29 protein-coding genes, 1 tRNA gene and 1 other RNA gene are annotated in these 25,908 nt (G+C 75.6%); 26 read left to right on the top strand and 5 right to left on the bottom strand.

Features of this window, described 5'->3' with window-relative positions; genetic code table 11:
* From MN205_RS14990 to MN205_RS15060, 15 genes are all read left to right on the top strand, one after another.
* Positions 1-608: alpha/beta hydrolase (locus MN205_RS14990; RefSeq protein ID WP_242128679.1), on the top strand; the 608-nt coding region annotated here is incomplete at its 5' end.
* A gap of 96 nt (positions 609-704) precedes the next feature.
* A complete protein-coding gene (gene prfB, locus MN205_RS14995; RefSeq protein ID WP_242128681.1) occupies positions 705-1,826 on the top strand; it encodes a peptide chain release factor 2 in 1,122 nt (373 codons plus the stop codon).
* 116 nt (positions 1,827-1,942) lie between these two features.
* Positions 1,943-2,632, top strand: coding sequence for a cell division ATP-binding protein FtsE (gene ftsE / locus MN205_RS15000; RefSeq protein ID WP_242128683.1), 690 nt, complete (start codon positions 1,943-1,945; stop codon positions 2,630-2,632).
* Positions 2,632-3,537, top strand: a complete 906-nt coding sequence (ftsX, locus tag MN205_RS15005; protein ID WP_242128686.1) for a permease-like cell division protein FtsX — start codon at positions 2,632-2,634, stop codon at positions 3,535-3,537. Before ftsE ends, ftsX begins: the two co-directional genes overlap by 1 nt.
* Before the next feature lie 136 nt (positions 3,538-3,673).
* On the top strand, positions 3,674-4,147 hold the full coding sequence (gene smpB / locus MN205_RS15010) for an SsrA-binding protein SmpB (RefSeq protein WP_242128687.1): 474 nt from the start codon (positions 3,674-3,676) through the stop codon (positions 4,145-4,147).
* A 118-nt stretch (positions 4,148-4,265) separates the two neighbouring features.
* Positions 4,266-4,631, top strand: a transfer-messenger RNA (tmRNA) gene (gene ssrA / locus MN205_RS15015).
* A gap of 342 nt (positions 4,632-4,973) precedes the next feature.
* Positions 4,974-5,840 (top strand): diguanylate cyclase domain-containing protein, encoded by an 867-nt coding sequence (locus MN205_RS15020; RefSeq protein WP_242128689.1) that lies wholly within the window; start codon positions 4,974-4,976, stop codon positions 5,838-5,840.
* A 43-nt stretch (positions 5,841-5,883) separates the two neighbouring features.
* Positions 5,884-6,993 carry an NADH:flavin oxidoreductase/NADH oxidase gene (locus tag MN205_RS15025; RefSeq protein ID WP_242128691.1) on the top strand — a complete coding sequence of 370 codons (1,110 nt, stop codon included), beginning with the start codon at positions 5,884-5,886 and terminating at the stop codon, positions 6,991-6,993.
* Positions 6,994-7,109: 116 nt separating this feature from the next.
* The gene (locus tag MN205_RS15030) at positions 7,110-7,685 is read left to right on the top strand and encodes a YqgE/AlgH family protein (RefSeq protein WP_242129487.1); all 576 of its coding nucleotides are present in this window, start codon (positions 7,110-7,112) and stop codon (positions 7,683-7,685) included.
* Positions 7,686-7,733: 48 nt separating this feature from the next.
* Positions 7,734-8,063, top strand: coding sequence for a DUF3039 domain-containing protein (locus MN205_RS15035; protein ID WP_242128693.1), 330 nt, complete (start codon positions 7,734-7,736; stop codon positions 8,061-8,063).
* Positions 8,063-9,523, top strand: a complete 1,461-nt coding sequence (locus tag MN205_RS15040) for an MFS transporter (protein ID WP_242128695.1) — start codon at positions 8,063-8,065, stop codon at positions 9,521-9,523. Before MN205_RS15035 ends, MN205_RS15040 begins: the two co-directional genes overlap by 1 nt.
* Positions 9,520-11,364 carry a DEAD/DEAH box helicase gene (locus tag MN205_RS15045; RefSeq protein ID WP_242128697.1) on the top strand — a complete coding sequence of 615 codons (1,845 nt, stop codon included), beginning with the start codon at positions 9,520-9,522 and terminating at the stop codon, positions 11,362-11,364. The genes MN205_RS15040 and MN205_RS15045 overlap by 4 nt, the downstream gene beginning before the upstream one ends.
* Before the next feature lie 17 nt (positions 11,365-11,381).
* Positions 11,382-11,840, top strand: a complete 459-nt coding sequence (locus MN205_RS15050) for an SRPBCC family protein (RefSeq protein ID WP_242128699.1) — start codon at positions 11,382-11,384, stop codon at positions 11,838-11,840.
* 95 nt (positions 11,841-11,935) lie between these two features.
* Positions 11,936-12,391, top strand: coding sequence for a tellurite resistance TerB family protein (locus MN205_RS15055; protein ID WP_242128701.1), 456 nt, complete (start codon positions 11,936-11,938; stop codon positions 12,389-12,391).
* Positions 12,392-12,461: 70 nt separating this feature from the next.
* Complete coding sequence (locus tag MN205_RS15060) at positions 12,462-13,211, top strand: RDD family protein (protein WP_242128703.1); 750 nt, start codon at positions 12,462-12,464, stop codon at positions 13,209-13,211.
* Positions 13,212-13,274: 63 nt separating this feature from the next.
* Here the strand turns inward: MN205_RS15060 and MN205_RS15065 are convergent, their stop codons facing one another.
* From MN205_RS15065 to MN205_RS15075, 3 genes are read right to left on the bottom strand one after another with little or no spacing between them, the layout of a single operon-like run.
* Entirely contained in the window at positions 13,275-14,021 is a 747-nt protein-coding gene (locus MN205_RS15065; protein ID WP_242128705.1) for an NADPH-dependent F420 reductase, read from the bottom strand.
* A 23-nt stretch (positions 14,022-14,044) separates the two neighbouring features.
* Positions 14,045-14,644: a nicotinamidase gene (locus MN205_RS15070; RefSeq protein WP_242128707.1), complete on the bottom strand. Its 600-nt coding sequence runs from the start codon at positions 14,642-14,644 to the stop codon at positions 14,045-14,047.
* Entirely contained in the window at positions 14,641-15,918 is a 1,278-nt protein-coding gene (locus MN205_RS15075) for a nicotinate phosphoribosyltransferase (RefSeq protein ID WP_374115952.1), read from the bottom strand. Before MN205_RS15075 ends, MN205_RS15070 begins: the two co-directional genes overlap by 4 nt.
* A gap of 149 nt (positions 15,919-16,067) precedes the next feature.
* On the opposite strand from MN205_RS15075, the gene clpS reads away from it, so the two are divergent.
* The 10 genes from clpS (at position 16,068) to MN205_RS15125 (ending at position 24,717) form a co-directional block, all read left to right on the top strand.
* A complete protein-coding gene (clpS, locus tag MN205_RS15080) occupies positions 16,068-16,370 on the top strand; it encodes an ATP-dependent Clp protease adapter ClpS (RefSeq protein ID WP_242128710.1) in 303 nt (100 codons plus the stop codon).
* A gap of 26 nt (positions 16,371-16,396) precedes the next feature.
* Positions 16,397-16,984, top strand: a complete 588-nt coding sequence (locus tag MN205_RS15085; RefSeq protein ID WP_242128712.1) for a DUF2017 domain-containing protein — start codon at positions 16,397-16,399, stop codon at positions 16,982-16,984.
* Positions 16,985-17,022: 38 nt separating this feature from the next.
* Positions 17,023-17,892 (top strand): glutamate racemase, encoded by an 870-nt coding sequence (murI, locus tag MN205_RS15090; RefSeq protein WP_242128714.1) that lies wholly within the window; start codon positions 17,023-17,025, stop codon positions 17,890-17,892.
* Positions 17,889-18,659, top strand: a complete 771-nt coding sequence (gene rph, locus MN205_RS15095) for a ribonuclease PH (protein WP_242128716.1) — start codon at positions 17,889-17,891, stop codon at positions 18,657-18,659. The genes murI and rph overlap by 4 nt, the downstream gene beginning before the upstream one ends.
* Positions 18,656-19,321, top strand: coding sequence for an RdgB/HAM1 family non-canonical purine NTP pyrophosphatase (gene rdgB, locus MN205_RS15100; protein ID WP_242128719.1), 666 nt, complete (start codon positions 18,656-18,658; stop codon positions 19,319-19,321). The genes rph and rdgB overlap by 4 nt, the downstream gene beginning before the upstream one ends.
* Positions 19,322-19,425: 104 nt before the next feature.
* Positions 19,426-20,901 (top strand): molybdopterin-dependent oxidoreductase, encoded by a 1,476-nt coding sequence (locus tag MN205_RS22000; RefSeq protein WP_242128720.1) that lies wholly within the window; start codon positions 19,426-19,428, stop codon positions 20,899-20,901.
* Positions 20,902-21,577: 676 nt separating this feature from the next.
* Positions 21,578-22,231, top strand: a complete 654-nt coding sequence (locus MN205_RS15110; RefSeq protein WP_305037228.1) for a fasciclin domain-containing protein — start codon at positions 21,578-21,580, stop codon at positions 22,229-22,231.
* 66 nt (positions 22,232-22,297) lie between these two features.
* The gene (gene sigK, locus MN205_RS15115; protein ID WP_242128722.1) at positions 22,298-22,879 is read left to right on the top strand and encodes an ECF RNA polymerase sigma factor SigK; all 582 of its coding nucleotides are present in this window, start codon (positions 22,298-22,300) and stop codon (positions 22,877-22,879) included.
* Positions 22,876-23,679, top strand: a complete 804-nt coding sequence (locus MN205_RS15120; protein ID WP_242128723.1) for an anti-sigma factor — start codon at positions 22,876-22,878, stop codon at positions 23,677-23,679. Before sigK ends, MN205_RS15120 begins: the two co-directional genes overlap by 4 nt.
* 99 nt (positions 23,680-23,778) lie before the next feature.
* Positions 23,779-24,717, top strand: coding sequence for an alpha-L-glutamate ligase (locus MN205_RS15125; RefSeq protein ID WP_255820224.1), 939 nt, complete (start codon positions 23,779-23,781; stop codon positions 24,715-24,717).
* A 66-nt stretch (positions 24,718-24,783) separates the two neighbouring features.
* On the opposite strand, the gene MN205_RS15130 is transcribed toward MN205_RS15125, so the two are convergent.
* Together MN205_RS15130 and bcp are read right to left on the bottom strand one after the other, a co-directional pair.
* Positions 24,784-24,865: transfer RNA gene (locus tag MN205_RS15130), tRNA-Leu, on the bottom strand.
* A 45-nt stretch (positions 24,866-24,910) separates the two neighbouring features.
* Positions 24,911-25,387, bottom strand: a complete 477-nt coding sequence (gene bcp / locus MN205_RS15135; protein WP_242128728.1) for a thioredoxin-dependent thiol peroxidase — start codon at positions 25,385-25,387, stop codon at positions 24,911-24,913.
* Between the two features lie 184 nt (positions 25,388-25,571).
* Between bcp and MN205_RS15140 the strand changes: the two genes are divergently transcribed.
* Positions 25,572-25,865 (top strand): DUF3618 domain-containing protein, encoded by a 294-nt coding sequence (locus tag MN205_RS15140; protein ID WP_242128730.1) that lies wholly within the window; start codon positions 25,572-25,574, stop codon positions 25,863-25,865.
* Positions 25,866-25,908: the final 43 nt, after the last annotated feature.

A 25,908-nucleotide genomic window follows, 5' to 3' on the forward strand; every position in this document is an offset into this window, starting at 1 on the left:
ACGTCCGCGACGCCCTGCTGCTCGTGCCGCCCGGGCTGCCGCCGGGCGAGCCGGTCGCGTTGGTCCTGACCCTGCACGGCGCCGGCGGTGACGCGGTCGGCGGTCTGGCGCCGCTGCGGCCGCTGGCCGAGGAGCACGGCCTGGTGCTGCTCGCACCGGCCTCGCGGGGTTCGACGTGGGACGCGGTCGGGGGCGCGCACGGCGAGGACGCCGAGCTGGTGGACCGGGCGCTGACGCGGGTGTTCGGGACCGTGGCGGTGGACCCGGGGCGGGTGGCGGTCGCGGGCTTCTCCGACGGCGCCTCGTACGCCCTGGGGCTGGGCCTGGCCAACGGCGAGCTGTTCCGCCGCGTCGTCGCCTTCTCCCCGGGCTTCGTGCCGGACGGGCCGCGCGTCGGTCGGCCGGAGGTCTACGTCTCCCACGGGGACGACGACGAGGTCCTGCCCGTCGACCGGACGAGCCGGCGGATCGTGCCGGCGTTGCGCGAGGCCGGGTACGACGTGACGTACCGGGAGTTCGACGGCCCGCACGTCGTCCCGCCGGAGGTGGCCCGGGAGGCGGCGGCCCGGCTCGGCGGGCCGCCGGCCGACGCGTCGGGCGGCGGCTGAGGCGGCGGGCGCCGGCCGGTGCGGTGCGCGTGCCGGTGGTGCTGCGCCTCGCCGCGCGCACCCCCGTGTCCCGGTGCGCGCGTAAGCTCGTGCGCCGTGGCCACCGACTTCCCCGCCGAGATCTCCGCCCTCCGCCAGACGTACGCGTCGATCCGCCAGGTGTCGGACCTCGACGCGCTGCGCGAGGAGCTGACCCGGCTCAACGAGCAGGCCGCCGCCCCGGACCTGTGGGACGACGTCGAGCACGCCCAGTCCGTCACCAGCCGCCTGTCCACGGTGCAGGCCGAGCTGGAGCGCATCGAGCGGATGGGCTCGCGCATCGACGACCTCGAGGTCCTCGTGGAGCTCGCCGAGTCCGAGGACGACGCCGACTCCCAGGCGGAGGCGGAGCGGGAGCTGGTGACGATCAAGAAGCAGCTCGACGAGCTGGAGGTCCGCACCCTGCTGAGCGGGGAGTACGACCAGCGCGAGGCGCTGGTGACGATCCGCTCCGAGGCCGGTGGCGTGGACGCGGCGGACTTCGCCGAGATGCTCGTGCGCATGTACCTGCGCTGGGCGGAGCGCAAGGGGTACAAGACCGAGGTGTACGACACCTCCTACGCGGAGGAGGCGGGCATCAAGTCCGCCACCTTCAAGGTCGCCGCCCCGTACGCCTACGGCACCCTCTCCGTCGAGCAGGGCACCCACCGCCTGGTGCGCATCTCCCCGTTCGACAACCAGGGCCGGCGCCAGACGTCCTTCGCGGGGGTGGAGGTGCTGCCGGTGGTGGCCGAGACCGACCACATCGAGGTCCCGGAGAACGACGTCCGGGTGGACGTGTACCGCTCCTCGGGGCCGGGCGGGCAGTCCGTCAACACCACGGACTCCGCGGTGCGGCTGACGCACGTGCCCACCGGCATCGTCGTCACCTGCCAGAACGAGAAGTCCCAGCTGCAGAACAAGGCCGCCGCGATGCGCGTGCTGCAGGCGAAGCTGCTGGAGAAGGCCCGCCGGGACCGCCAGGCGGAGCTGGACGCCCTCAAGGGCGACGACTCCGGCTCCTGGGGCAACCAGATGCGCTCCTACGTGCTGCAGCCGTACCGCATGGTCAAGGACCTGCGCACCAACCACGAGGTCGGCAACGCCGAGGCCGTCTTCGACGGCGAGATCGACGCCTTCCTGGAGTCCGGCATTCGCTGGCGCCGCCAGGGCGAGCGGGCGGCCGGCGCCGCGAGCTGAGCGCGCGCGACTCACCCGGACGGGGGGCGGAGCTCACGCGCCGTGCCCGCCCGTAGAGTGGTCGGCGGCTGGAGCACGTCCCGCACCTCCCGTCCCCGAGACCGGCCACCCCGCGAGTGATCACCTTCGAGCACGTCAGCAAGGTCTACGGCGAGGGGTACCGCCCCGCGCTCGCCGAGGTGACCCTGCAGATCGACAAGGGGGACTTCGTCTTCCTCGTCGGCCCGTCCGGGTCGGGCAAGTCCACGTTCCTGCGGCTGGTGCTGAAGGAGGAGAAGGCGTCCTCGGGGACCGTGCAGGTCGCCGGGCGCGACGTGGGCCGGCTGCGCAGCTGGAAGGTGCCGGCGCTGCGCCGCGAGATCGGGGTGGTCTTCCAGGACTTCCGGTTGCTGACCGACAAGTCCGTCTTCGAGAACGTCGCCTTCGCCCTGCAGGTGCTGGGCCGGCCGCGGCACGTCATCGCGCAGTCGGTGCCGGAGACGCTGGCCCTGGTGGGGCTGCAGGGCAAGGAGAAGCGCCGCCCGCACGAGCTGTCCGGCGGTGAGCAGCAGCGGGTGGCGATCGCCCGCGCGTTCGTCAACCGGCCCTCGCTCCTGCTGGCGGACGAACCCACCGGCAACCTCGACCCGGAGACCAGCGTGGGCATCATGAAGCTGCTGGACCGCATCAACCGCACGGGGACCACGATCGTCATGGCCACGCACGACGACGACATCGTCGACCAGATGCGCAAGCGCGTCGTGGAGCTGCGCGACGGCCGCGTCGTGCGCGACGAGGACCGCGGCGTGTACGGCTCGGCCCGCTGATGCGCCTCGGCTTCGTCCTGCGGGAGATGGGCGCCGGGCTGCGCCGCAACTTCACCATGACGCTCTCCGTCGTCCTGGTGACGATGGTCTCGCTGTTCTTCCTGGGGCTGGGCCTGCTGGTGCAGCAGCAGGTCTCCATCCTCAAGGGCGACTGGTACGACCGCGTCCAGGTGTCGATCTTCCTGTGCGGGGAGGTCAGCGGCGAGGAGCGCTGCCCCACCGGTCCGGTCACCACCGAGCAGCGCGACGCGCTGCGCGCGCAGCTGGAGGCCTCGCCGCTGGTGGACCGGGTCTTCTACGAGTCCCAGCAGGAGGCGTACGACAACTTCCTGGAGCAGTACGACGACGCGCTGACCGAGAACGTCACCCCGGACCAGCTGCCGGAGTCGTTCCGCGTGCGGCTGACCGAGCCGGACCGCTACGAGGAGATCCGCGAGCAGTTCGCCGGGCAGCCCGGCGTGGAGGACGTCCCGGACCAGCGGGCCATCCTCGGGCCCCTGTTCGCCGCGATGGACGGCGCCACCCGCGTGGCGATCGGCCTGGCCGCCCTGATGCTGCTGTGCTCGGTGCTGCTGGTGTCCACCACGATCCGCCTGACGGCGTTCAGCCGCCGTCGGGAGACGAGCATCATGCGGCTGGTGGGCGCCTCGCGGGCGCTGATCCAGCTGCCGTTCGTGCTGGAGGGCGTCGTGGCCAGCTTCGTCGGCGCGGTCCTGGCCTCCGGGGCGCTGTACGCGCTGGTGGAGTTCGGCGTGGGCCGGCTGAACGACCGACCGGACTTCACCACCCGCCTCGTGGAGACCGCCGACGTGCTGTGGCCCACCGCGCCGGTGCTGGTGGGTGTCGGGCTCGTCTTCTCCGTGGTCGCCTCGCTGCTGAGCCTGCGGCGCTGGCTGCGGGTCTGAGCGCGTCCGCGCCCCGGCCCGCCGGGCGTGCGGGCCGGGCGGGTGCCCGGGGCGGGCGCCCCGGGGGAACGGCCGTGCGCGCAGGTGCCCGCGCCGCCTAGACTCGACGGTCCAGACCACCACGGGGAGGGCCGACGTGCCGCGCGAGACCGGGCGCAAGGTGATCGCCAGCAACCGCAAGGCGCGTCACGACTACCACATCGAGGACACCTACGAGGCGGGCCTGTCCCTGATGGGCACCGAGGTGAAGGCCCTGCGCATGGGCCGCGCCTCCCTGGTCGACGGCTTCGCGCAGATCGACGGCGGCGAGATGTGGCTGGAGCACGTCCACATCCCCGAGTACGTCCAGGGCACGTGGACCAACCACGCGCCCCGCCGCCGCCGCAAGCTGCTGCTGCACCGCGCGGAGATCGACAAGTGGGCCGGCAAGGTCCGCGAGTCCGGCCTGACGATCGTGCCGCTGTCGCTGTACTTCGTCGACGGCCGCGTGAAGGTCGAGATCGGCCTGGCGCGGGGCAAGAAGAACTACGACAAGCGGCACGCGCTGCGCGAGCGCCAGGACCGCCGCGAGGCCGAGCGCGCGATGTCGCTGCGGCGGAACCGCGAGTGAGGCGCCCGGTCCGTCGGTCCGCGCCCGCCCGGCGGGAATGGGCGCGCCCGGCGGGCCGTTGGGACGTATGATGGTCACCGGTCGCCACGACGGGGCCGGCAGCACCACAACTCAACAAGGGGATGACAGGTTTCGACGTCGGTCGTCGAGCCAGGGGAAGCGGGTCGAGGATGCACGGTCATCTCGTCAACGCTCCGTGCAAACCAATAGGTGCCGATTCCAAGCGCACCGAGTTCGCCCTCGCCGCCTGAGCGAGTGCGACTCTGTCAGCCCGGGTGTGCTCCCGCCCCGGGTCCTGGCATCGACTAGGGGGCTCACCTCTCACCGAGGTCGCGTAGGTGAGAGGGACACGCAACGCGGCTGGGCCCGGCGATGACATGCCTGTGTGAGCATCGGGGCCGAGCAGACCGCTGAACAGGCTGCACCCGGAGAAGCCCTGGTACCACGCTGACGGACGCGGGTTCGATTCCCGCCATCTCCACACCCTGTCGAAGGGCCGCTCCCCGCTCGGGGAGCNAGCGGCCCTTCGGCGTCCCCGGGCGGCCGTCCCCCCGGTCGCTCACCCCGCGGTCGTGCGGGCGCGGGCAGGCCCCTGCCGGTGCGGCCGGCCGGCCCCTCCCGCCCCGTGCGGTGACGGGCGGTCGCGTCACCGGTACGCGACTCTCCGGGCGCGGTCCGGCGTCTGCCGTGTCACCGAGAACACGCTGCGTCGCAAGCGTTCCGCCGTGCCGGGGGTTTATCCGTGATCGCTTCGGAGAGCCGGGTGCAGCGCACCTACCGTCGCCCTCCAGACGGCCCGCCGCGGCCGCCGGACGAGGAGGGTGCCGTGCAGGACGTCGACTACCGGGAGCTGGTGGAGGACTCGCCCCTGCCCACCTTCGTCGTGCGCGACGGTGCGGTGCTGTGGGCCAACCGGGCCGCGCGGCTGCTGGTCGGCGAGGAGGTCGACGGTCCCGGACCGGTGGGCTCGCCGCTGGCCGGCCTCGTCCACCCCGACGACCACGACGCGCTCGCGGCCGGTCTCGCCGCCGGCGAGCGCACCGTCCCGGCGCAGCCGGCCCCGCCGGCCGAGTGGCGCTTCCTGTGCGCCGGTGCCGCCGCGACGACCGTGGAGGTGCGCGTCGCGCCCGTGCGCTTCGAGGGGGCGCCGGCGCTCGCCCTGGCCTGCTGGGACGTGTCCCAGCACGTCGAGCGGCAGCGCGACCTCGCGCACCGCGCCACCCACGACCGCCTGACCGGGCTGCCGAACCGCTCCCTGTTCGAGGACCGCTGGTCCCAGGCCCGCTCCCGCACCCGCCGCACCGGGCGGGCTCCCGTGGTGGCCTTCTGCGACGTCGACGAGCTCAAGCGGTTCAACGACCGGTACGGCCACCTCGCCGGCGACGCCGTGCTGGTGGCGGTGGCGCGCCGGCTGGCGGCCGTGGCGCGCGAGGAGGACACCGTGGCCCGCTACGGCGGCGACGAGTTCGTCGTCCTCGTGGAGGGGCCGGTCGAGGTGGAACCCGCCGCGCTGGAGGAGCGCTTCCGCCGGGCCGTCACCGACGTCGCCGTGGAGCTGCCCGGCGGAGCCGGCGGCGTGTCCCTGACGTGCAGCGTCGGCCTCGTGGTGGACGACCCGGCCGTGCCGCCCGCCGAGGTGCTGGCGCGCGCCGACGCGCGGATGTACCGGGACAAGCGCGCCCGCCGCCCCTGAGGGTGCGCGCGGGCGGGTGCCGGGGCGGTCGTACGGTGCGGCGGTGAGTCGACTGCTCCAGCCCCTGACCCTGCGCGGCACCACCTTCGGGCACCGCGTGTGGGTCTCCCCGATGTGCCAGTACTCCTGCGACCCCGTCGCCGCCCCCGGCGTGCCGGGGGACTGGCACCTGGTCCACTACGGCTCCCTCGCCGTCGGCGGTGCCGCCCTCGTCCTCACCGAGGCCGCCGCCGTCGTGCCCGAGGGGCGCATCTCCCCGCACGACGCGGGCCTGTGGGACGAGGAGCAGGAGCGGGCCTGGGCGCGGATCGTCGCCTTCGTGCACTCCCAGGGCGCCGCCGCCGGCGTCCAGCTCGCCCACGCCGGCCGCAAGGCGAGCACCCACCGCCCCTGGGCGCCCGTGCAGGGCAGCGTGCCGCCGGGGGAGGGCGGCTGGCCCACCGTCGCGCCCAGCACGATCGCCCACGGCGACCTGGCCGTGCCCACCGCCCTGGACGTCGACGGCATCGCCCGCGTGGTGGCCGCGTTCGCCGGCGCGGCACGCCGCGCCGAGCGCGCCGGCTTCGACGTGGTGGAGCTGCACGCCGCCCACGGCTACCTGCTGCACCAGTTCCTGTCGCCGCTGTCCAACAGGCGCGCCGACGGCTACGGCGGCGACCTGGCCGGCCGCGCCCGGCTGCTGCTGGAGGTCCTGGATGCCGTGCGCGCGGTGTGGCCGGCGGAGAAGCCGGTGTTCGTGCGGGTGTCCACCTCCGACTGGGCGCCCGGCGGCTGGGACGTGGACGAGTGCGTGCAGCTGGCCCGGTGGCTCGACGAGCACGGCGCGGACCTGGTCGACGCCTCCTCCGGCGGCAACGTGCCCGAGCAGTCCATCCCCGTGGGCCCCGGGTACCAGGTGCCCAACGCGGGCCGGCTCAAGAGGGAGGCGGGTGTGCCGGTGGGGGCGGTCGGCCTCATCCTCGACCCGCTGCAGGCCGAGCAGGTCCTCGTCGGCGGCGACGCCGACGCGGTCCTGCTGGCCCGGCCGCTGCTGGCCGACCCGCGCTGGCCGCAGCGCGCAGCGCTCGCCCTGCACGACACCCGCGCCGTGCCGTGGCCGGCGCAGTACGTGCGCGCCACCCGCGAGGACGTCCCGCTGAGCGCGCCGCGCTGACCGGGCCCGGGCAGCGGGTCGGGCCGCGGGTCGCCGGCCGGGTGCGGCCGGCGCCGGAGACGCCATGATGGGGGTGTGCTCCTGCAGACCGGAACGGGGCGAGAGCCGTGAGCCTGATGCCCCCCACCGCGCTGACGGGCCGCCTGCTGCTGGCGAGCCCGTCGCTGACCGACCCCAACTTCCAGCGCGCCGTCGTCCTCGTGCTCAACCACGACGAGGACGGCGCGCTGGGCGTCGTCGTCAACCGGCCCCTGGAGGTGGACGTGGACGCGGTGCTGCCGGGGTGGCAGGAGTTCGCCACCGCGCCGGGCAAGCTGTTCCAGGGCGGCCCGGTGGCGCTGGACTCCGCGCTGGGGCTGGTGGCCGTGCCCGGTGACCGGCCCGACCCCGCCGGGGTGCGGCGCGTCTTCGGTTCGGTGGGCCTGGGCTCGGTGGGCCTGGTGGACCTGGACACCCCGCCGGAGGCGGTCGTCGACGACCTGGCCGGCTTGCGCATCTTCGCCGGCTACGCGGGCTGGGGCGCCGGGCAGCTGGAGGGGGAGATCGCCGAGGACGCCTGGTTCGTCCTGCCCGCCGAGGCGCGCGACCCCTTCTCCGACGACCCCGGGCGGCTCTGGGGGGACGTGCTGCGCCGCCAGGGCGGCGACCTGGCCCTGGTGGCCAGCTTCCCCGCGGACGTGTCGCTGAACTGACCCGCGCGCGCCCGCCGCCGCGGCCGGGCGGGCACGTACCATCGCGGCATGAGCTCGCCGACCGACGACCCGTTCAGCCCCGCTCCGCAGGAGGCGCCGTCGTCGACGCCCTCGCGCACGGCCGTCCTGGACCGCGACGAGCAGGTCGAGGAGAAGGTCGAGCCGGGCGACCACGAGCGCTTCGCGCACTACGTGAAGAAGGAGAAGATCATGGAGTCCGCCCTCTCGGGCGACCCCGTGATCGCGCTGTGCGGCAAGGTGTGGGTGCCCGGCCGGGACCCGAAGCGGTTCCCGGTGTGCCCCACCTGCAAGGAGATCTACGAGGGCCTGTCCGGCAAGGGCGACGGCAAGGGCGACGGGGACGACTCCGGCCGCTGATGAGCGCTCCCGCCCTCGGCGGGGGTGCGGCCGTCCCGGCCGGGCCGCTCTCGCGCGAGCACCGGGCCACCACGCTGCCCGTCCTCGCCCTCATCTGCCTGGTCGCCTTCGAGTCGATCGCCGTGGCCACCGCCATGCCGGTGGCCNCCGACCTGGGGGCGGTGCGTTCCTACGGCCTGGCGTTCTCCTCGTTCCTGACCGCCAGCCTGCTGGGCACCGTCCTGGCCGGCGGCTGGGCCGACTCCCGCGGGCCGCGGGCACCGATGGCCGCCGGCGCCGCGCTGTTCGTCGTCGGGCAGAGCGTGTGCGCGCTGGCGCCGACCTTCGGGGTGCTGCTGGCCGGGCGCGTGCTGGCCGGGCTGGGCGGCGGCCTGCTGGTCGTCTCGATCTACGTCGTCGTGGGCTCGGCGTACCCGGACGAGGTGCGCCCGCGGGTGTTCGGCTGGATGTCGGCCTGCTGGGTGCTGCCGGGGGTGGCCGGCCCCGCGCTGGCGGGCTGGATGGCCCAGGCGGTCGGTTGGCGGCTCGTCTTCGGCGTCGTCGTCCCCCTGGCGGTCCTCGTCGCGGCGGTCATCCTGCCGCGGGTCGCTGCGGCCGCTGCCGCGCACGCCCCCGCGGCCGGCGGCCCGCCCGGTGCCGGGCCGTCGCCGCGCGGGCGCGCCGCCCGCGGGCTGGTCGTCGCCGTCGGCGCCGGGGCCCTGCAGGCGGGTGCCGAGGGCCTGGGCGACGGCGGGGCGCTGCCGCTCGTGCTCACCGCCGGCGGGGCGGTGGCGGTCCTGGCCGCCCTGCCCGCGCTGCTGCCCGCCGGGGCGCTGCGCCTGGCGCGCGGGCTGCCCAGCGTCGTCGTCGTGCGCGGGCTGTTCACCGCCGCCTTCTTCGGCACCGAGACGTTCGTGCCGCTCATGCTGCAGTCCGAGCGCGGTTTCAGCCCCGCCCAGGCCGGGCTGGCGCTGACCGGCGGCACGATCGGGTGGTTCAGCGGCACCACGGCCCAGGCCCGGGCCCTGGACCGGGTGCCGCGCGCGGTGCTGCTGGCCGCGGGGGGCGCGGTGCTGGCCGTCGCCGGCGCGGTGCTGGCCGCCGTGACGCTCACCGGCGCCAGCGGCTGGTGGGTGCTGGCGGCGTGGCTGCTCGCCGGGTGCGGCATGGGGCTGGGCATCGCCACCACCAGCGTGCTGACCCTGCGCCTGGCCGCACCGGCGGAGCGGGGCCTGGCCTCCTCCGCCCTGCAGCTGTCCGACAACCTCGGCTGCGTGCTGGGGATCGCCGTGGCCGGCGGGGTCTTCGCCGCCCTGCACGCCGGCGCCGGCCGCGACCAGGGCCTGTTCGGCGGCCTGTACGCGGGCCTGGCGCTGATCGCGCTGGCGGCCGCGCTGGCCGGCACCCGCGCCCGGGCGACCCGTCCGGCGGTGTCCCGCCCGGCGCCCGTGCCGGGGTCGTCTACGGTGGGAGGACCGTGAGCACGACAGCGCAGAACACCCCGCCGGACCTGTTCTCCACCGCACCCACCGCGCCCGCCGGGCCCACCAGCACCCCCACGGGGGAGGCGGCCTCGCCGGGCCGGCCGCTGCGCGCGTGGCAGCGGGCCGCGATCGAGCAGTACTTCGACCCCGAGCGCGAGGCCCCCGAGGACTTCCTGGTCACCGCGACGCCGGGCGCGGGCAAGACGACGTTCGCCCTGGCCCTGGCGCGGCGGCTGCTGGACGCCCGCCGGGTGGACCGGGTCGTCGTCGTGGCCCCCACCGACCACCTGCGCACCCAGTGGGCCGAGGCCGCCCACCGCGCAGGCATCGAGCTGGACCCGACGATGTCCAACGCGGTCGGCCCGGTGCGCCCGGACGTGCGCGGCTACGTCACCACGTACGCACAGGTCGCCGGCCACCCGATGCTGCACCGCGCCCGTGCCACCGCCAAGCGCTCCCTCGTGGTGCTCGACGAGATCCACCACGCCGGCGACGGCCTCAGCTGGGGCGAGGCGGTGCAGGAGGCGTTCTCCGACGCCCGCCGCCGCCTGTCGCTGACCGGGACCCCGTTCCGCACCAAGGCCGACGAGCGCATCCCGTTCGTCAGGTACGTCGAGGACGACTCGGCGGAGTCCGAGGGCGGCCTGCGCAGCCTGGCGGACTACACCTACGGCTACCGGCAGGCCCTCGCCGACGACGTCGTGCGCCCCGTGGTGTTCGCCGCCTACACCGGCACCTCCCGCTGGCGGAACTCCGCCGGGGAGGTCGTGGCGGCGTCCCTCAGCGACCCGTCGACGAAGTCGGTGGAGGCGCTGGCGTGGAAGACGGCCCTGGACCCGCGCGGGGACTGGGTTCCGCACGTGATCGCCGCGATGGACGAGCGCCTGGAGCACCTGCGCGAGCACGGCATGCACGACGCCGGCGGCCTGGTGCTGGCCAGCGACCAGGACGACGCCCGCGCCTACGCGAAGATCGTGCAGCGCGTCACCGGTGAGAAGCCCGTGCTGATCCTGTCCGACGACCCCAAGGCGTCGCAGAAGATCACCGACTTCGCCGACGGCGACCAGCGCTTCGCGGTGTGCGTGCGCATGGTCTCCGAGGGCGTGGACGTCCCCCGCGCGGCGTGCCTGGCGTGGATGACCAGCTACCGCACGCCGCTGTTCTTCGCCCAGGCCGTCGGGCGCGTGGTGCGCGCGCGGCGCCGCGGGGAGTCGGCGACGGTGTTCCTGCCCGCGGTGCGCCCGCTGCTGGCGCTGGCCGCGGAGATGGAGACCGACCGCGACCACGTCATCCCGCCGCCGCCCAGCGTCACCTCCGACGAGGTCGACGAGGGCGGGCTGGACCTGCTGCCCGCGCCGGAGCGCGAGCCGGGCGAGGCGAAGGAGTACGAGGCGCTGGACGCGCAGGCGGAGTTCGCGCACGTCCTGCACGGCGGCAAGGCGCTGCTGGGCACCGAGACGGCACCGCTGGAGGTCACCGCGGAGGACGAGGAGTTCCTCGGCCTGCCCGGGCTGCTCTCGCCGGAGCAGACCGCGGCCCTGCTCGCCCAGCGCGACGCGGAGATCCGCAAGCGCACCGCCGCCCCGCGCGGCGCGGACGAGGACGCCGAGCCCGCGGCGGCGGCACCGGCGGAGGAGGCCGAGGAGGCGACCTGGCACACGGCCGCGTTGCTGCGCAAGGAGATCCACGGCCTCGTGGGGCGGGTGGCGGCCGGTCGGCAGATGCCGCACGCCACCGTCTACGCGAAGGTGCGAGCCGCCGTGCCGGGCCCGCCGTCGGCGTCCGCGGGGGTGGACGTGCTGCGCCGCCGGCGGGACCACCTGCTGTCGCTGGTCTGAACGGGTAGGTTCGGACGGTGCCCGAGATCGTCCAGCGGACCATGGTGCGGGGAACCGTCGACGAGGTGTTCGACGTGTCCCTGGACCTCGACGTCGAGCGCGTCGCGGGCCGGCGGTTCAGGGTGCGCGCGGTCGAGGGGGCCGGGCGCACGAAGGGCCGCATCGAGCTGGGGGAGCGGGTGCGCTGGCGGCTGCGGCTGTTCGGGCTGGTCCCCGTCACCCACACCTCGAACATCGTGGAGCTGGAGCGCCCGCGCCGCTTCGTGGACCGCATGGACGACGGGCTGTTCGCGGAGTTCCACCACGAGCACGTCTTCGAGCCCGAGGGGCCGGGGATGACGATCGTGACGGACCGCATGGCGTGGCGCAGCCCCGCCGGGCTGCTCGGCCGCGTCGCCGACGTGCTGTTCGTGCGGCGCACCCTGCGCCGGTTGCTCGCCGACCGGAACTCCGAGATCGTGCGCCGCTTCAGCTGATCCCGCGCGCCACCCCGGCGGCGCCGGTGGAACCCGTCGCCGCCCGCGCCCGTTCGACCGGCGTGGCCGGGAACGCCCCGGCGGAGGAGGACGACGTGGGTTTTCTCGACAACCTCAGGAGCAAGGGCCTGCTCGCCGGCGACCAGCTGAAGACGCGGGTCGCCCAGTTCAAGAGCAAGGACTTCGCCGAGGCGAGCATGGCGACGTGCGCGCTCATCGCCGCCTCCGACGGCAAGATCGAGCCCTCCGAGCGGCAGAAGACCGCGGCCTTCATCGGCTCGCACGACGTCCTGGCGGCCTTCGACGCCGGGCAGCTGCGCGACTCCTTCGAGCGCTACTGCGGCAAGCTGTCCAGCGACTACGACTTCGGGAAGATCGAGGCGCTGCAGGCCGTCGGCAAGCTGCGCTCCAAGCCGGACCAGGCGCGCGCGGTCGTCCAGGTGGGCGTCCTGGTGGGTGGCGCCGACGGCGACTTCGACGACGACGAGCGCCGCGCGGTGCGCGACGTCTGCAACGCCGTCGGCCTGGACCCCGCGGAGTTCGGCGTCTGATGCCCCCCACGCCCACGACGCGCCGGGCCGGGCGGGGAGCGGCCCGCCCCGCCTGGCAGGCTCGCCCGCTGTGAGCACCCCCGCCGGCTGGTACCCCGACCCGTCCCACCAGGCGCAGCTGCGCTGGTGGGACGGTGAACGCTGGACCGAGCACACGCACACCGCCGCACCGACGCACGGCCCGGGCCTGGACCTGCGCAAGGACACCCCCGGCAGCGGCGACCCGCGACAGCACGGGCAGCAGCACCGCCCGTACCCCACGTACGGCGCCTACGGCGACCCGGCCGCCGGCCGCTCGTCCGCCCGGGCCCTGGCCACCCCGGACGGGCGACCGCTGGGCAACCTGGGGCTGCGGCTGCTGGCCCGGGTCGTGGACTGGATCCTCGTCTCCGTCATCGCCACCCTCGCCGGTTGGTCGCTGGTCGAGCGGATGGTGCGGGCGATGGACGACACGCTCACCGCGGCCGTCGCCGGTGACCCCACCGCATCGCTGCGGCTGCTGGAGGACCCCGGCTTCAACGCCGCCCTGTCCAGCTTCACGTTCGTGCTGATCGCCGTCAGCGCCGTCTACACGGTGCTGCCGCTGCGCTTCTACGGCGCCACCCCTGGCAAGGCGCTGTTCGGGCTGCGGGTGCGGCACTGGGAACGGCCCGGGCACCCCACCTGGGGGCAGTCGATCCTGCGCTGGCTGACGAGCGACCTCGCCGTCCAGCTCTTCTGGCCGTACGCGGTGCTCGACTACCTGTGGCCGACGTGGGACCGGCGCAAGCAGGCCCTGCACGACAAGCCGGCCGGCACCGTGGTGGTGCGCCGGCGCTGACCGGCGCCCGGACCCCGCGTCGCCACGGGGCCCGGAGCGCCGGGCCGGCCGGCCCGGCGCGGGTCAGGCGGTGAAGTCGGCGGGCCGCTCGCGCGGCGCCTCGCCGAGCGCCCGGGCCACCCCGTCGGCGTCCAGCTCGGCGCCGTAGACGGGGGTGCCGGGCTGCTGGCGCCAGGACTCGGCCAACGGCCCGGCGTCCACGGCGTCGAACCCCATCGTGAAGACGAGGTCGGCCACCACGGCCTTCGCGGCCGCGTCGTCACCGGCCAGCGGCAGGCCGCGGCGCTCCGGGTCACCCGCGGGGCGGGCGGCGCTCAGCAGGTGCTCGGCCTGGATGCCGTTGAACGCCTTCACCCAGCGCAGCCGGCCCGCCGGGTCCAGCTGCTGGGCGACCCACGCGGTCTCCGGGGTGCCCGCCTCGATCGCGTCGATGCGCCCGTCGCGCTCGCGCGGGTAGTAGTTGCCGGTGTCGACGACGACGGTGCCGTCCGCGGCGCCGTCCAGCGCCCCCGCCAGGTCGGGCACGTTCTTCTCCGGCACGGTCACCACGACCAGGTCCGCCTCGCGCGCCGCCTCGGCGGCGGTCACCGCGCTCGCCCCGGTCTCGGCGGCCAGGTCCGCCAGGGTCTCGGGTCCGCGGGAGTTCGCCACCCGCACCTCGTGCCCCAGCCGGGTGAACGCCCGGGTGAGGTTGCCGCCGATGTTGCCCGCTCCGATGACGCCGATGCGCACGTGGTGCTCCTGCCTTCTCGGGTGTCCGTGACGGTGATCGGCAACCCCGGCGCGCGCCCGGGTGTTCCGGGGCGGCACCGCGCGCGCCGCCCCTGGGCGGTTCAGGCGACGACGGGCTCGCCGACGAGCGAGACCCCCGCCGCGCGCATCCGCTCCAGCGCCGGCTCCACGGTGGCCGCGGAGATGCCCGCCGTCAGGCCCAGCAGCACCGTGGTGCGGAACCCCTCGCGCACCGCGTCCAGGGCGGTGGCCCGCACGCAGTGGTCGGTGGCGATGCCCACCACGTGCACCTCGTCCACGCCCCGTTCGCGCAGCCAGTCCGCCAGCCCGGTGACCAGCTCCCCGCCCTCGGCGGTGACGGTGGAGGTCGTCCCCTCGAAGCCGGAGTAGGCCGCCGAGTACTGGCCCTTGCGGAAGACCGCCTCCACGCGGCTGGTGTCCAGGGCGTCGTGCAGCAGCGCCCCGTAGGTGCCCGCGCGGCAGTGCGGCGGCCAGGAGTCCACGAAGTCCGGGGTGTCGGAGAAGTGGGCACCGGGGTCGACGTGGAAGTCCTGCGTGGCGACCACGTGGTCGTAGCGCAGGTTCCCGCGGGCCAGCAGGTGGCTGGTGCCGGCGGCGACCTCGTCGCCGCCGGCCACCCCCAGCGCCCCGCCGGGGCAGAAGTCGTTCTGGACGTCGACGACGACGAGGGCGCGGGTCATCGGGCCTCTTCGGTGCCGGTGCCGGTGCCGGTGCCGGGGGTGGGCGGTGGCAGCACGGTGGTGGGGATCGCCGGGTCGCCCTTGGACAGCGCCAGGCCGTCCCACGGCAACGTCACCAGCGCGCGGCGCAGGTGCTCGCGGGAGTCCGCCAGCGGCGGCAGGTCCGGCACCCGCTCGCCGTCGACGACGTACGGCACCTGCAGCGGGCGGTCGTTCGGCTCGCGCGGCGGGGTGCGCCCGACGCCGAGGACCTCGTCGGTGGCGGTGCCGGTGGCGCGGTGCCGACGCACCGCGACCTTGCGCCCGCCCTGGGTGACCTTGGAGGTCGAGCGCTTGGCGACGGGGCGACCCTCGACCTCCACCAGCTTGTAGACCAGCCCGGCGGTGGGGGCACCGGAACCGGTCACCAGGGAGGTGCCCACGCCGTAGCCGTCCACCGGCGCGGCGGCCAGCGCCGCCAGCGCGTACTCGTCCAGGTCGCCGGAGACGACGACGCGGGTGGCCGTGGCGCCCAGGGAGTCCAGCTGCTCGCGCGCCTTCACCGCCAGGACCGCCAGGTCCCCGGAGTCGATGCGCACCGCGCCCAGCTCCGGGCCGGCGACCTCGATCGCCGTCTCGATGCCTCGGGTGATGTCGTAGGTGTCCACCAGCAGGGTGGTGCCGGTGCCGAGGGCGGCGACCTGGGCGCGGAAGGCGTCCTCCTCGGTGTCGTGCAGCAGCGTGAAGGCGTGCGCGCTGGTGCCCGCGGTGGGGATGCCGTAGCGCTCGCCGGCGGCCAGGTTGGAGGTGGCGGTGAACCCGCACAGGTACGCCGCCCGCGCGGCGGTGACCGCGGCCTCCTCGTGGGTGCGCCGCGACCCCATCTCGATGAGCGGGCGCCCGCGCGCGGCGGTGCTCATGCGGGCCGCCGCCGCGGCGATCGCGCAGTCGTGGTTGAGGATGGACAGCACCACCGTCTCCAGCACCACGGCCTCGGCGAAGGTGCCGGTCACGGTCAGCAGGGGGGAGCCGGGGAACCACAGCTCGCCCTCGGCGTAGCCCTCGATCGAGCCGGTGAAGCGGTACGCCGCCAGCCACTGCAGGGTGCGCTCGTCCAGCACCCCCCGCAGCCGCTCCAGGGCCGCCGGCTCGAAGCGGAAGTCGCGCACCGCGTCCAGCACCCGCGGCACGCCCGCCACGACGCCGTACCGGCGCCCCTCCGGCAGGCGGCGGCCGAACACCTCGAAGGTGCAGCGGCGCTCGGCGGTGCCGTCGGCCAGCGCGGCCTGCAGCATCGTCAGCTCGTAGTGGTCGGTCAGCAGCGCCGTCGTCGCGCCGCCCCTCGCCGTGCTCACGCTCACCCGGGCGAACCTAGCGCGCCGCGACGACGCGGGTCTCGCCAGCGCGCGGGGCCCCGCCGACCGGGTTCCGTAGACTGCGGCCCGTGCCCTCGACCGTCCTCACCGCTCCCGTGGAGCTCGAGCGCCCCGAGGCGGACCTGACCGCCGCCCCCGACACCCCGTGGGTCACGCTGGTCTGGAACGACCCCGTGAACCTCATGTCGTACGTCTCGTACGTCTTCCGCACCCACTTCGGGTACTCGGAGGCCAAGGCGCAGGCCCTCATGCTGGACGTGCACACCAAGGGCCGCGCCGCGGTCAGCTCCGGCAGCCGCGAGCAGATGGAGCGCGACGTGGAGGCCATGCACGGCTACGGGTTGTGGGCCACCCTGCAGAAGGACGACTGAGCCCCCTGAGGATCCGACGACGCGCCATGGCCACCTTCCGCCGTTCCCGCAACGGGCTGTTCTCCCTGACCCTGCAACCCGTCGAGGCCGACGTGCTGGCCTCCGTGACCCGCGAGGTCCTCGAGCTGCTCGACGTGCCCGAGCGCCGCGTCGACCCGCTGGCCGCCGAGCTCGGCCTGGGCGACCTGCCCGCCTTCGGGCCCCTGGACGAGGACGGGTCGACGGGCAGCACCGGGAGCACCTCCCCGCCGCAGGACGAGGTGCTGCGCCGGCTCCTGCCGGACGCCTACCCGGAGGACCCCGACGCCGCCGCCGAGTTCCGCCGCTTCACCGAGCACGGGCTGCGCGAGCGCAAGGCCGCCGCCGCGCGCACCGTCCTGGCCTCCCTGGCTCCCGTGGAGGGCCAGGGCGGCCGCGTGCAGCTGGACGCCGACGGCGCCCGCACCTGGCTGGCCGCCCTCAACGACGTGCGCCTGGCCCTGGGCACCCGCCTGGGCGTGCGCGACGACGACGGGCCCGAGCTGCTCGACGAGGACGACCCGGCCCGCTACGCGTGGGCGGTGTACGACTTCACCACCCACCTGCAGGAGACGCTGGTGCGCTCCCTGGGCTGATCCCGGGCGCGGCGCGACCCGCCGCGTAACCTGCTCCGGTGAGCGCGAGCCTGGACCGGGACGACCCCATCGGCATCTTCGACTCCGGGGTGGGCGGCCTGACCGTCGCCCGCGCCGTCCTCGACCAGCTGCCGCACGAGGCGATCCACTACATCGGCGACACCGCCCACAGCCCGTACGGGCCCAAGCCCATCGCCGAGGTGCGCCGCTACGCCCTGGACGTGCTCGACGACCTCGTCGACTCCGGCGTGAAGATGCTCGTCATCGCCTGCAACTCCGCCTCCGCCGCCGTGCTGCGCGACGCCCGCGAGCGCTACGACGTGCCCGTCGTGGAGGTCATCCTCCCGGCGATGCGCCGGGCGGTGCGCGCCACCCGCAACAACCGCGTCGGCGTCATCGGCACCCGCGCCACGATCTCCTCGCGCGCCTACGACGACGCCTTCGCCGGCGCGCTGGACGTGCACCTGACCAGCGCGGCGTGCCCGCGGTTCGTGGAGTTCGTCGAGCGCGGCGTCACCGGCGGCCCGGAGCTGCTCGACGCCGCCCGCGAGTACCTGGCCCCCGTCATGGCCGCCGGTGTGGACACCCTGGTGCTGGGCTGCACCCACTACCCGATGCTGACCGGCGTGCTGCGCACCGTCGTCGGCGACGGGGTGACGCTGGTCTCCAGCGCCGAGGAGACCGCCCTGGACGTCTACCGGGAGCTGTCCGCGCGCGACCTGCTGCGCCCCGACGACCGCCCCGCCCCGCGGCACCGCTTCACCGCCACCGGCGACCCCACCCCGTTCCGGCAGCTGGCGCAGCGCTTCCTCGGCCCGCAGATCGTCTCGGTGGAGGAGACCGGCCCGCTGCAGCTGGGGGCGCTGCGCGGGGCCCTGCGCGGCGCCGGTGAGAAGGTGGGCCGGTGAGCACCGAGCCCAGCACCCCCGCCGCCCGCGCCGACGGCCGCGCCCCCGACGAGCTGCGCGACGTGCGCATCACCCGCGGCTGGCTCGACCACGCCGAGGGCAGCGTCCTGGTCGAGTTCGGCCGCACCCGCGTGCTGTGCGCGGCGTCCTTCACCGAGGGCGTGCCGCGCTGGCGCAAGGGTTCCGGGCAGGGCTGGGTCACCGCCGAGTACGCCATGCTGCCGCGCGCCACGAACACCCGCGGCGACCGCGAGTCCGTCAAGGGCAAGATCGGCGGGCGCACCCACGAGATCAGCCGTCTCATCGGCCGCAGCCTGCGCGCCGTCGTCGACACCAGGGCGCTGGGCGAGAACACCGTCGTGCTGGACTGCGACGTCCTGCAGGCCGACGGCGGCACCCGCACCGCCGCGATCACCGGCGCCTACGTGGCCCTGGCCGACGCGATCGCCTGGGGCAGGGCGAAGGGACTGGTCCGGCAGTCCAAGCAGCCGCTCACCGGCTCGGTCAGCGCCGTCAGCGTCGGCGTCGTCGGCGGGCGCCCCGTCCTGGACCTGCCGTACGTGGAGGACGTCAAGGCCGAGACCGACATGAACGTCGTCGTCACCGGTGACGGCCGGTTCGTGGAGGTGCAGGGCACCGCCGAGGGCGCGCCCTTCGACCGCTCCGAGCTGGACGCCCTGCTCGACCTGGCGGTGGGCGGCTGCGCGCGCCTGGCCGCGCTGCAGGCCGAGGCGCTGGCCGCGCCGCTGCCCGGGGCGTCCGCGTGAGCGGCCCGGCGGCCGGTGCGCGCCGGGTGGTGCTGGCCACCCGCAACGCCCACAAGGTCGGCGAGCTGCGCGCCGTCCTCGAACCCCTCCTGCCCGGCGTGGAGGTCCTCGGTGTCGACGCCTTCGACGACGTGCCCGAGGTCGCCGAGACCGGCGTGACGTTCGAGGAGAACGCGCTGCTGAAGGCCCGCGCCGTGGCCGTCGCCACCGGTGTGGTGGCCGTCGCCGACGACTCGGGCATCGCGGTGGACGTGCTCGGCGGCTCCCCGGGCGTCTTCTCCGCCCGCTGGGCCGGCCGGCACGGCGACGACGCGGCCAACCTCGAGCTGCTGCTCGCGCAGGTCGCCGACGTGCCGGTGCAGCACCGCAGCGGCGCGTTCGTGTGCGCGGCCGCCGTGGCCACCCCCGCCGGCGAGGAGCACGTGGTGCGCGGTGAGCTGCGCGGGCGGATCACCACCGCCGCCGCCGGTGGCGGGGGCTTCGGCTACGATCCGATCTTCGTGCCGGCCGGGTCCCAGCGGACCCTCGCCGAGCACAGCGCGGAGGAGAAGAACGCGATCAGCCACCGCGGGCGGGCCTTCGGGGCGCTCGCACCCGTGCTGGCCGCCGTTCTCGACGGTCGCCCCATCCACGAGGCGACCGGCTCCGAACCCCTGGTGTGAGGACACCGGGCAGCGCAGCGGACACCTCGGCGCCGGAGGGGAGCGCGGGGCCACCGCCCCGCGCGGCCGGGACGGCTGCGCTGTCCGGGGTCCTCGCCGCCGGCGTGACGGTCGGGGTGGGGCGGCTGGTGGCGGGCCTGCCGCTCGGCGGGCTCTCGCCGTCCGCGGCCCCCCTCCTCGTCGTGGGCGACGCCGTCGTCGACCGCGTGCCCGCCGCCGTGAAGGACGCCGCGATCAGCGCGTTCGGCACCGCCGACAAACCGGTGCTGCTGGCCACCATCGCCGTCCTCGTCACCCTCCTCGCCGCCGCGGCCGGTGTCCTCGCCCGCCGCCGGCTCGCCCTGGGGATCGCCGTCGTCGCCGTGCTCGGCGCCGCGGGTGTCCTCGCCGCCGTCACCCGTCCCGACGCCACCGCGCTGTGGCCGCTGCCGTCCGCCCTCGGCGCCGCCGCCGGCGCGTACGCCCTCACCCTGCTCACGCGCCGCCTCGCCCCCGGCGGCCGCACCAGCGGGCCGCGGCGCCGCGCCGTGCTCCTCGGCGGGGTCGCCGCCGCAGGCCTCGCCGCCGGGGGGACCGGCAGGGTGCTCTCCGGCGCCCGCAGCGCCGAGGAGTCCCGGGCCCGCGTCGTGCTGCCCGTCCCCGCCGACCCCGCACCGCCCGTGCCGCCCGGCGCCGACCCCGCACAGCTGGTCGCCACGGGCCTGACGCCGTACGTCACGGGCAACCGCGACTTCTACCGCATCGACACCGCCCTCGTGGTGCCCGACGTGCGCGCCGAGGACTGGACCCTGCGCCTGCACGGCATGGTCGAGCGGGAGATCACCCTCACCTACGACGAACTGCTCGCGCTGCCGCTGACGGAGCGGTGGATCACCCTGACGTGCGTCAGCAACGAGGTCGGCGGCGACTACGCCGGCAACGCGAAGTGGCTGGGGTACCCGCTGGCGGAACTGCTGCGTCGCGCCGGCGTCCGCGACGGCGCCGACACCCTGTTCGCCACCAGCACCGACGGCTTCACCCTCTCCGCCCCGCTCGCCGAGGCCGCTGACGGCCGCGACGCGCTGCTCGCCGTCGGCATGAACGGCGAACCGCTGCCCCGCGAGCACGGTTTCCCCGCCCGCATGGTGATCTCCGGCCTGTACGGGTTCGTCTCCGCCTGCAAGTGGGTCACCGACATCGAGGTCACCCGGCTCGTGGACAGGACCGCGTACTGGACCGAGCGCGGCTGGGCCGAGCGCGCCCCGATCAAGACCGCCTCCCGCATCGACGTGCCCCGCTCCTTCGCCACGCTGCGCGCCGGTCGCGTTCCCGTCGCCGGCGTCGCGTGGGCGCAGGACCGCGGGATCAGCGCCGTCGAGGTGCGCGTCGACCAGGGGGAGTGGGCACCGGCGAAGGTGCTGCCGTCGGTGTCGGAGGACACCTGGCGCCAGTGGGTCTTCGACTGGGACGCCGAACCCGGCGGGCACGTGCTGGAGGTGCGGGCCACCGACGCGACGGGGACGCCGCAGACCGCCGAGGTGGTGGCGCCGATCCCGAACGGGGCCAGCGGGTACGACTCCGTGACGGTCACGGTCGAGTAGTTCCCGGGTTCTTCGGTTCTCGCGTTGCCGTGGCCGGGGCCTCGGCCGACCGGTGGGGTGGCCCGGGTGCCGGGCCCTCCGCCCGCTGCCGAGCCCGGAACCCCCGTCCCAGCGAGGGGCGGGCCCCGGACGCCCCGCACCCGGACCGCCCCGCCGACCTCCACCCTCGCCGCTCCCCGGCGCCGGTTGCCCGCCCCCTCTCCACTCACCGTGATCTTGCGCGGTTTCGCGTTCACGTTCGCAAGACCACCGTGAGTTCGATGGTGGAAGGACTGCCCAGGCCCACCTCCTGCCCTGCTCTCGTCCGGCCCGGCGCGCACGATCGCGGAACCAGCGGGGTCGTTCGAGCCCGGACGCGCAGGTGACGGGCCGCGCAGACGGTGGTGGGGGTTTCCCGGCCGGGCGTCCGGAGCCCGCGCTGGCGAGGACCGTCCGTGGTGCAGGCTGGTGACGGCGCGGGCGGAGAGCCAGGCCGGGAAACCCCCACCACCGCCACCTGACCACCGTGACCGGTCGGCCAGCCGGCCACGAGATTCCCGATGGTCCGATCGGGGGACGACGGAAGCTCCTCCAATCCACGGGCGTCGCGGTTCCGAACCCCTGGTGAACGACCGGCCGGGAACTCCGGCCGGGAACCTCTGAGGGAGGAACCCCCGTGAAGCGCTCAGGAACCCTGATGGCCCTCGTGGCGACCGCGACGCTGGGACTGGCGGCCTGCGGCAGCAGCGACACCGCCACCACCGCAGGCGAGGAGGCGATGGCCGGCTCGTCGAGCAGTTCGTCGTCGAGCTCGGCGATGCCCAGCGCGTCGGAGTCGATGGACGCCGCGGCGATGACCGGGCCCGTCGGCCCGGGCTGCGCCGACTACGCGGCGGCGAACGCGTCCGGCCCCGCCTCGGTGGACGGCATGGCCGCCGACCCGGTCGCCACCGCCGCGTCGAACAACCCGCTGCTGACCACGCTGACCGCGGCGGTCTCGGGTCAGCTGAACCCGGACGTGAACCTCGTCAACGACCTCAACAACGGCGAGTACACCGTGTTCGCCCCCGTCGACGACGCGTTCGCCCAGGTCCCGGCCGAGACGCTGGAGACCCTGAAGACGGACAGCGCGATGCTGCAGTCGATCCTCACCTACCACGTGGTGCAGGGGCAGCTGACGCCCGAGGAGGTCGTCGGCACCCACACGACCCTGCAGGGCGCGGAGGTCACCGTCTCCGGTGAGCCGGAGTCGCTGACCGTGAACGACGGCGCGAGCGTCGTCTGCGGCGGCGTGCAGACCGCCAACGCGACCGTCTACCTGGTCGACTCCGTCCTGATGCCCCCGTCCTGATGCCCCTGGCCTGACGGTCACGGCACCGGTTCGTCCGCGGGGAGGGGAGGTGGGACAGTGGGCGCGATGACCACCTCCCGTCCCCGCGCCGCCGGCGCCGCGGAACCCGGCGACGCGGACGCCGCGCTGGCCGCGGCCGCCCGCGGCGACCAGGCCGCCTTCGCCGCGTTCTACGACGCGACGGCGGCGGCCGTGCACGGCACGGTCCTGCGGGTGCTGCGCGACCCGGCGCAGTCCGAGGAGGTCGTGCAGGAGGTGTTCCTGGAGGCGTGGCGGACCGCCGCCCGCTTCGACCCGGGGCGCGGCAGCGCCCGCGGCTGGGTGGTGACGATGGCCCACCGGCGCGCGGTGGACCGGGTGCGTTCCAGCCAGGCAGGCTCCTCGCGCGAGGAGCGCTACGGCGTCCGTGAGGACGCCCCCTACGACAGCGTCAGCGAGGAGGTCGAGGTGCTGCTCGAGCACGAGGACGTCCAGCGCGCCCTCGACGTCCTCAGCCCCGTCCAGCGCCAGGCCGTGGACCTGGCGTACTACGGCGGGCGCACGCACCGGCAGATCGCCGAGGACCTGGACCTGCCGCTGGGCACGGTGAAGACGCGCCTGCGCGACGCCCTGCTGAAGCTCCGGGACGCGGTGGGGGTGCGGTCGTGAACGGGCGGGACGAGCGGCAGCAGCGTCCCGGCGACGACGAGGCGCTGGCCGGTGCCTGGGCGCTGGACGCCCTGGACGACGACGAGCGCGCCGCCTACGAGGAGCGCCTGCGCCGCGAGCCCGCCGAGCGCCGGGCCGCGGACGAGCTGCGCGAGACCGCCTCCCTGCTGGGGGCGGCCGCCGCCGTGCCGCCGCCCGCGCGGCTGCGCGCCGACGTGCTCGCGGCGGTCGCGGCCACACCGCAGGAACCCCCCGCCGGCACCGCGCCGGTGGCCGACCTGGCGGTGCGGCGCCGTCGTCGCGGCGGGCCGTCGCGGTGGAGCGCGCTGGTGGCGGCCGCCGGCGTCCTCGTCGCGGCCGCCGGTGCCGGGGTCGCGCTGGACGCCCGCGGCGACGCGGAACGGGCCCGGCAGGTCGCCGAGGCCCGGCGCGAGCAGCAGCGCACCGCCGAGAGCACGCTGGAGCAGGTGGCGGCCCTGCTGGCCTCGGGGGACAGCGTCACCGTGCAGGTCTCCTCCGGCGGCACGGCGACCGTCGTGCGGGCCGGGGACCGGGCCGCGGTGATCGCCGCGGGCCTGCCCGCGGCCGGGGAGGGGCACGCCTACCAGCTGTGGCTGGTGCACGACCACGGCGTCACCCCCGGCGCGGTGATGCCGCAGGCCGGCGGGCAGGACGGCCCGGCCGTGGCGCTGGTCGAGGACCTCGGCTCGGCGACCGGCCTGGGGCTGTCGGTGGAACCCGCCGGCGGGTCGCAGCAGCCCACCACGACGCCCGTCGTGGTGGCCCCGCTGCCGGCCTGAGGGGGCGGGTCGCCCGTCTCCGCGCCGCGGGGGCAGGATCGGGGCGTGAGCGCCTCCCGTGAACCCGCCGTCCACGTCCTGCACGAGAACCCCGAGTGGATGCCCCCGTTCGCGGCGGCGTTCGCCGCCGAGGGCGTGCCGCTGGTCGAGCACGTCCTGGACGGCGGGGTGCTCGACCTCGCCGAGCCGCCCGCGCCGGGCGTGTGGTGGTCGCGCATGTCCGCGTCGGCGCACACCCGTGGGCACGCGAGCTCGGTGGCCCACACCCGCGCGGTGCTGTCGTGGCTGGAGGCCTCGGGGGCGCGCACCGTCAACGGGCGGGCCGTGCTGGAGCTGGAGCTCAGCAAGGTCGCGCAGCTGACGGCGCTGGCGGCGGCCGGGATCGACGTGCCCCGGACCGTCGCCGTGGTCGGGGCGGACCTGGCCGCGGCGGCCCGGCGGTTCGCCGCCGACCTCGGCGGCCCGTTCGTCACCAAGCACTCCCAGGGCGGCAAGGGCCTGGGGGTGGCGCGGTTCTCCGGCTACGAGGAGTTCGCCGACACCCTCGCCTCCGGGGCGCTGGAGGAGCCGTTCGACGGGGTGTGGCTGCTGCAGGAGTTCATCGCCTCCGCCGACGACAGCGTCACCCGTGCGGAGTTCGTGGGCGGGGAGTTCCTGTACGCGCTGCGCGCCGACACCGCGCGCGGCGGGTTCCAGCTGTGCCCGGCCGACGCGTGCGCCGTCGACCCCGACACCGGCCGGCCCGTGCTGCCGCCGGGCGCGACCGTCGCCCAGGAACCGGGGGAGACGATCTTCTCCCTGCACGAGGGCTTCGACCACCCCGTGCTGGAGCGCTACGCGCAGTTCCTGCGGCGCAACGGCATCGAGGTCGCCGGCATCGAGTCGATCACCACCGCCGACGGCCGGGTCGTCACCTACGACGTCAACACGAACACCAACTACAACGCCGCCGTGGACGCCGCCGCACCCCGCTCGGGGCCGCGGGAGATCGCCCGCTACACCGGGCGGCTGCTGGAGCGGGCCGGGTCGGTCGCCTGAGCGCCGGGTGACCACGGGGCGGGGGCGGGGGTGGCGGCACCGCGCACCCCTGCGCGGCGACGACGGTGCGGGAGGCGGGACTCGAACCCGCACGCCCGGAGGCACAGGAACCTAAATCCTGCGTGGCTGCCAGTTACACCACTCCCGCTCGCGACCCGGAGAGCCTAGCCCAGCGACCGGCCCCCGCAGCCGCTCAGGTCGCGTCCAGGCCCAGGTCGCGGCGCAGCTTCGCCACGTGACCCGCCGCGCGGACGTTGTACTGCGCCAGCGCGACGCGACCTGCGGGGCCCACCACGACCGTGGAGCGGATCACCCCCACCGACGTGCGGCCGTAGTTCGTCTTCTCCCCCCACGCCCCGTAGGCCTCGAGCACCTGGTGGCCGGTGTCGGACAGCAGCGGGAACGTCAGGCCGTCGCGCTCGGCGAACGCCGCCAGCTTCGCCACCGGGTCGGGCGAGACGCCCAGCACCCGGTGGCCGGAGGCGTTCAGCGCGTCGAGGGAATCGCGGAAGTCGCACGCCTGCGTCGTGCAGCCGGGCGTCATCGCGGCCGGGTAGAAGTACACGACCACGTGCTCGCCGCGCAGCTGCGACAGCGTCACGGTGCTGCCGTCGTGGGCGGGGAGGGTGAAGTCGGGGGCGGGGTCGCCGGCGGCGAGTCGGGCGCTCATGCGCGCACGCTAACGGCGACCGCGCGCACCGGGTGAGCCGAGGGGTGCGCCCGGGGGGTCCGCGGCGGGCACCTCCGGTACGGTTCGGCGGACGGCCGGACCCCTTCGGGGCCGGCGCACAACCGGCGCCGGGGCGGCACGCGTCCCCGGCTGGACAGACCCGTGCGACGGGCAGGAGGTGGCCGTGACGGCCAGCGACGGCAAGGCCGAGATCACCACGAGCGACCCGCGCGCCCTGGAGCGCGAGATCGAGCTGCGGCGCGCGCAGCTCGCGGGCACGCTCGACGAGCTGAACGACCGGCTCCAGCCCGATGCGATCAAGGCGCGGGCACTGGCCTCCGCCCGCGAGAAGGCGCTGGGGTTCGCCACGGCGCCCGACGGCTCGCCGCGCACCGGCCGCCTGGCGGCCGTGGGTGCGGTGGTGCTGGGCGTGACGACCCTGCTGGTGGTGCGGGCGGTGCGCAGCCGGCGCCGCTGACGCACCCCGCCCCGGCGGTCCCGCACCGCCCAGCGCCCCCGAG

The organism is Kineococcus sp. TRM81007 (assembly GCF_022669155.1).
Taxonomy (GTDB): Bacteria; Actinomycetota; Actinomycetes; order Actinomycetales; family Kineococcaceae; genus Kineococcus.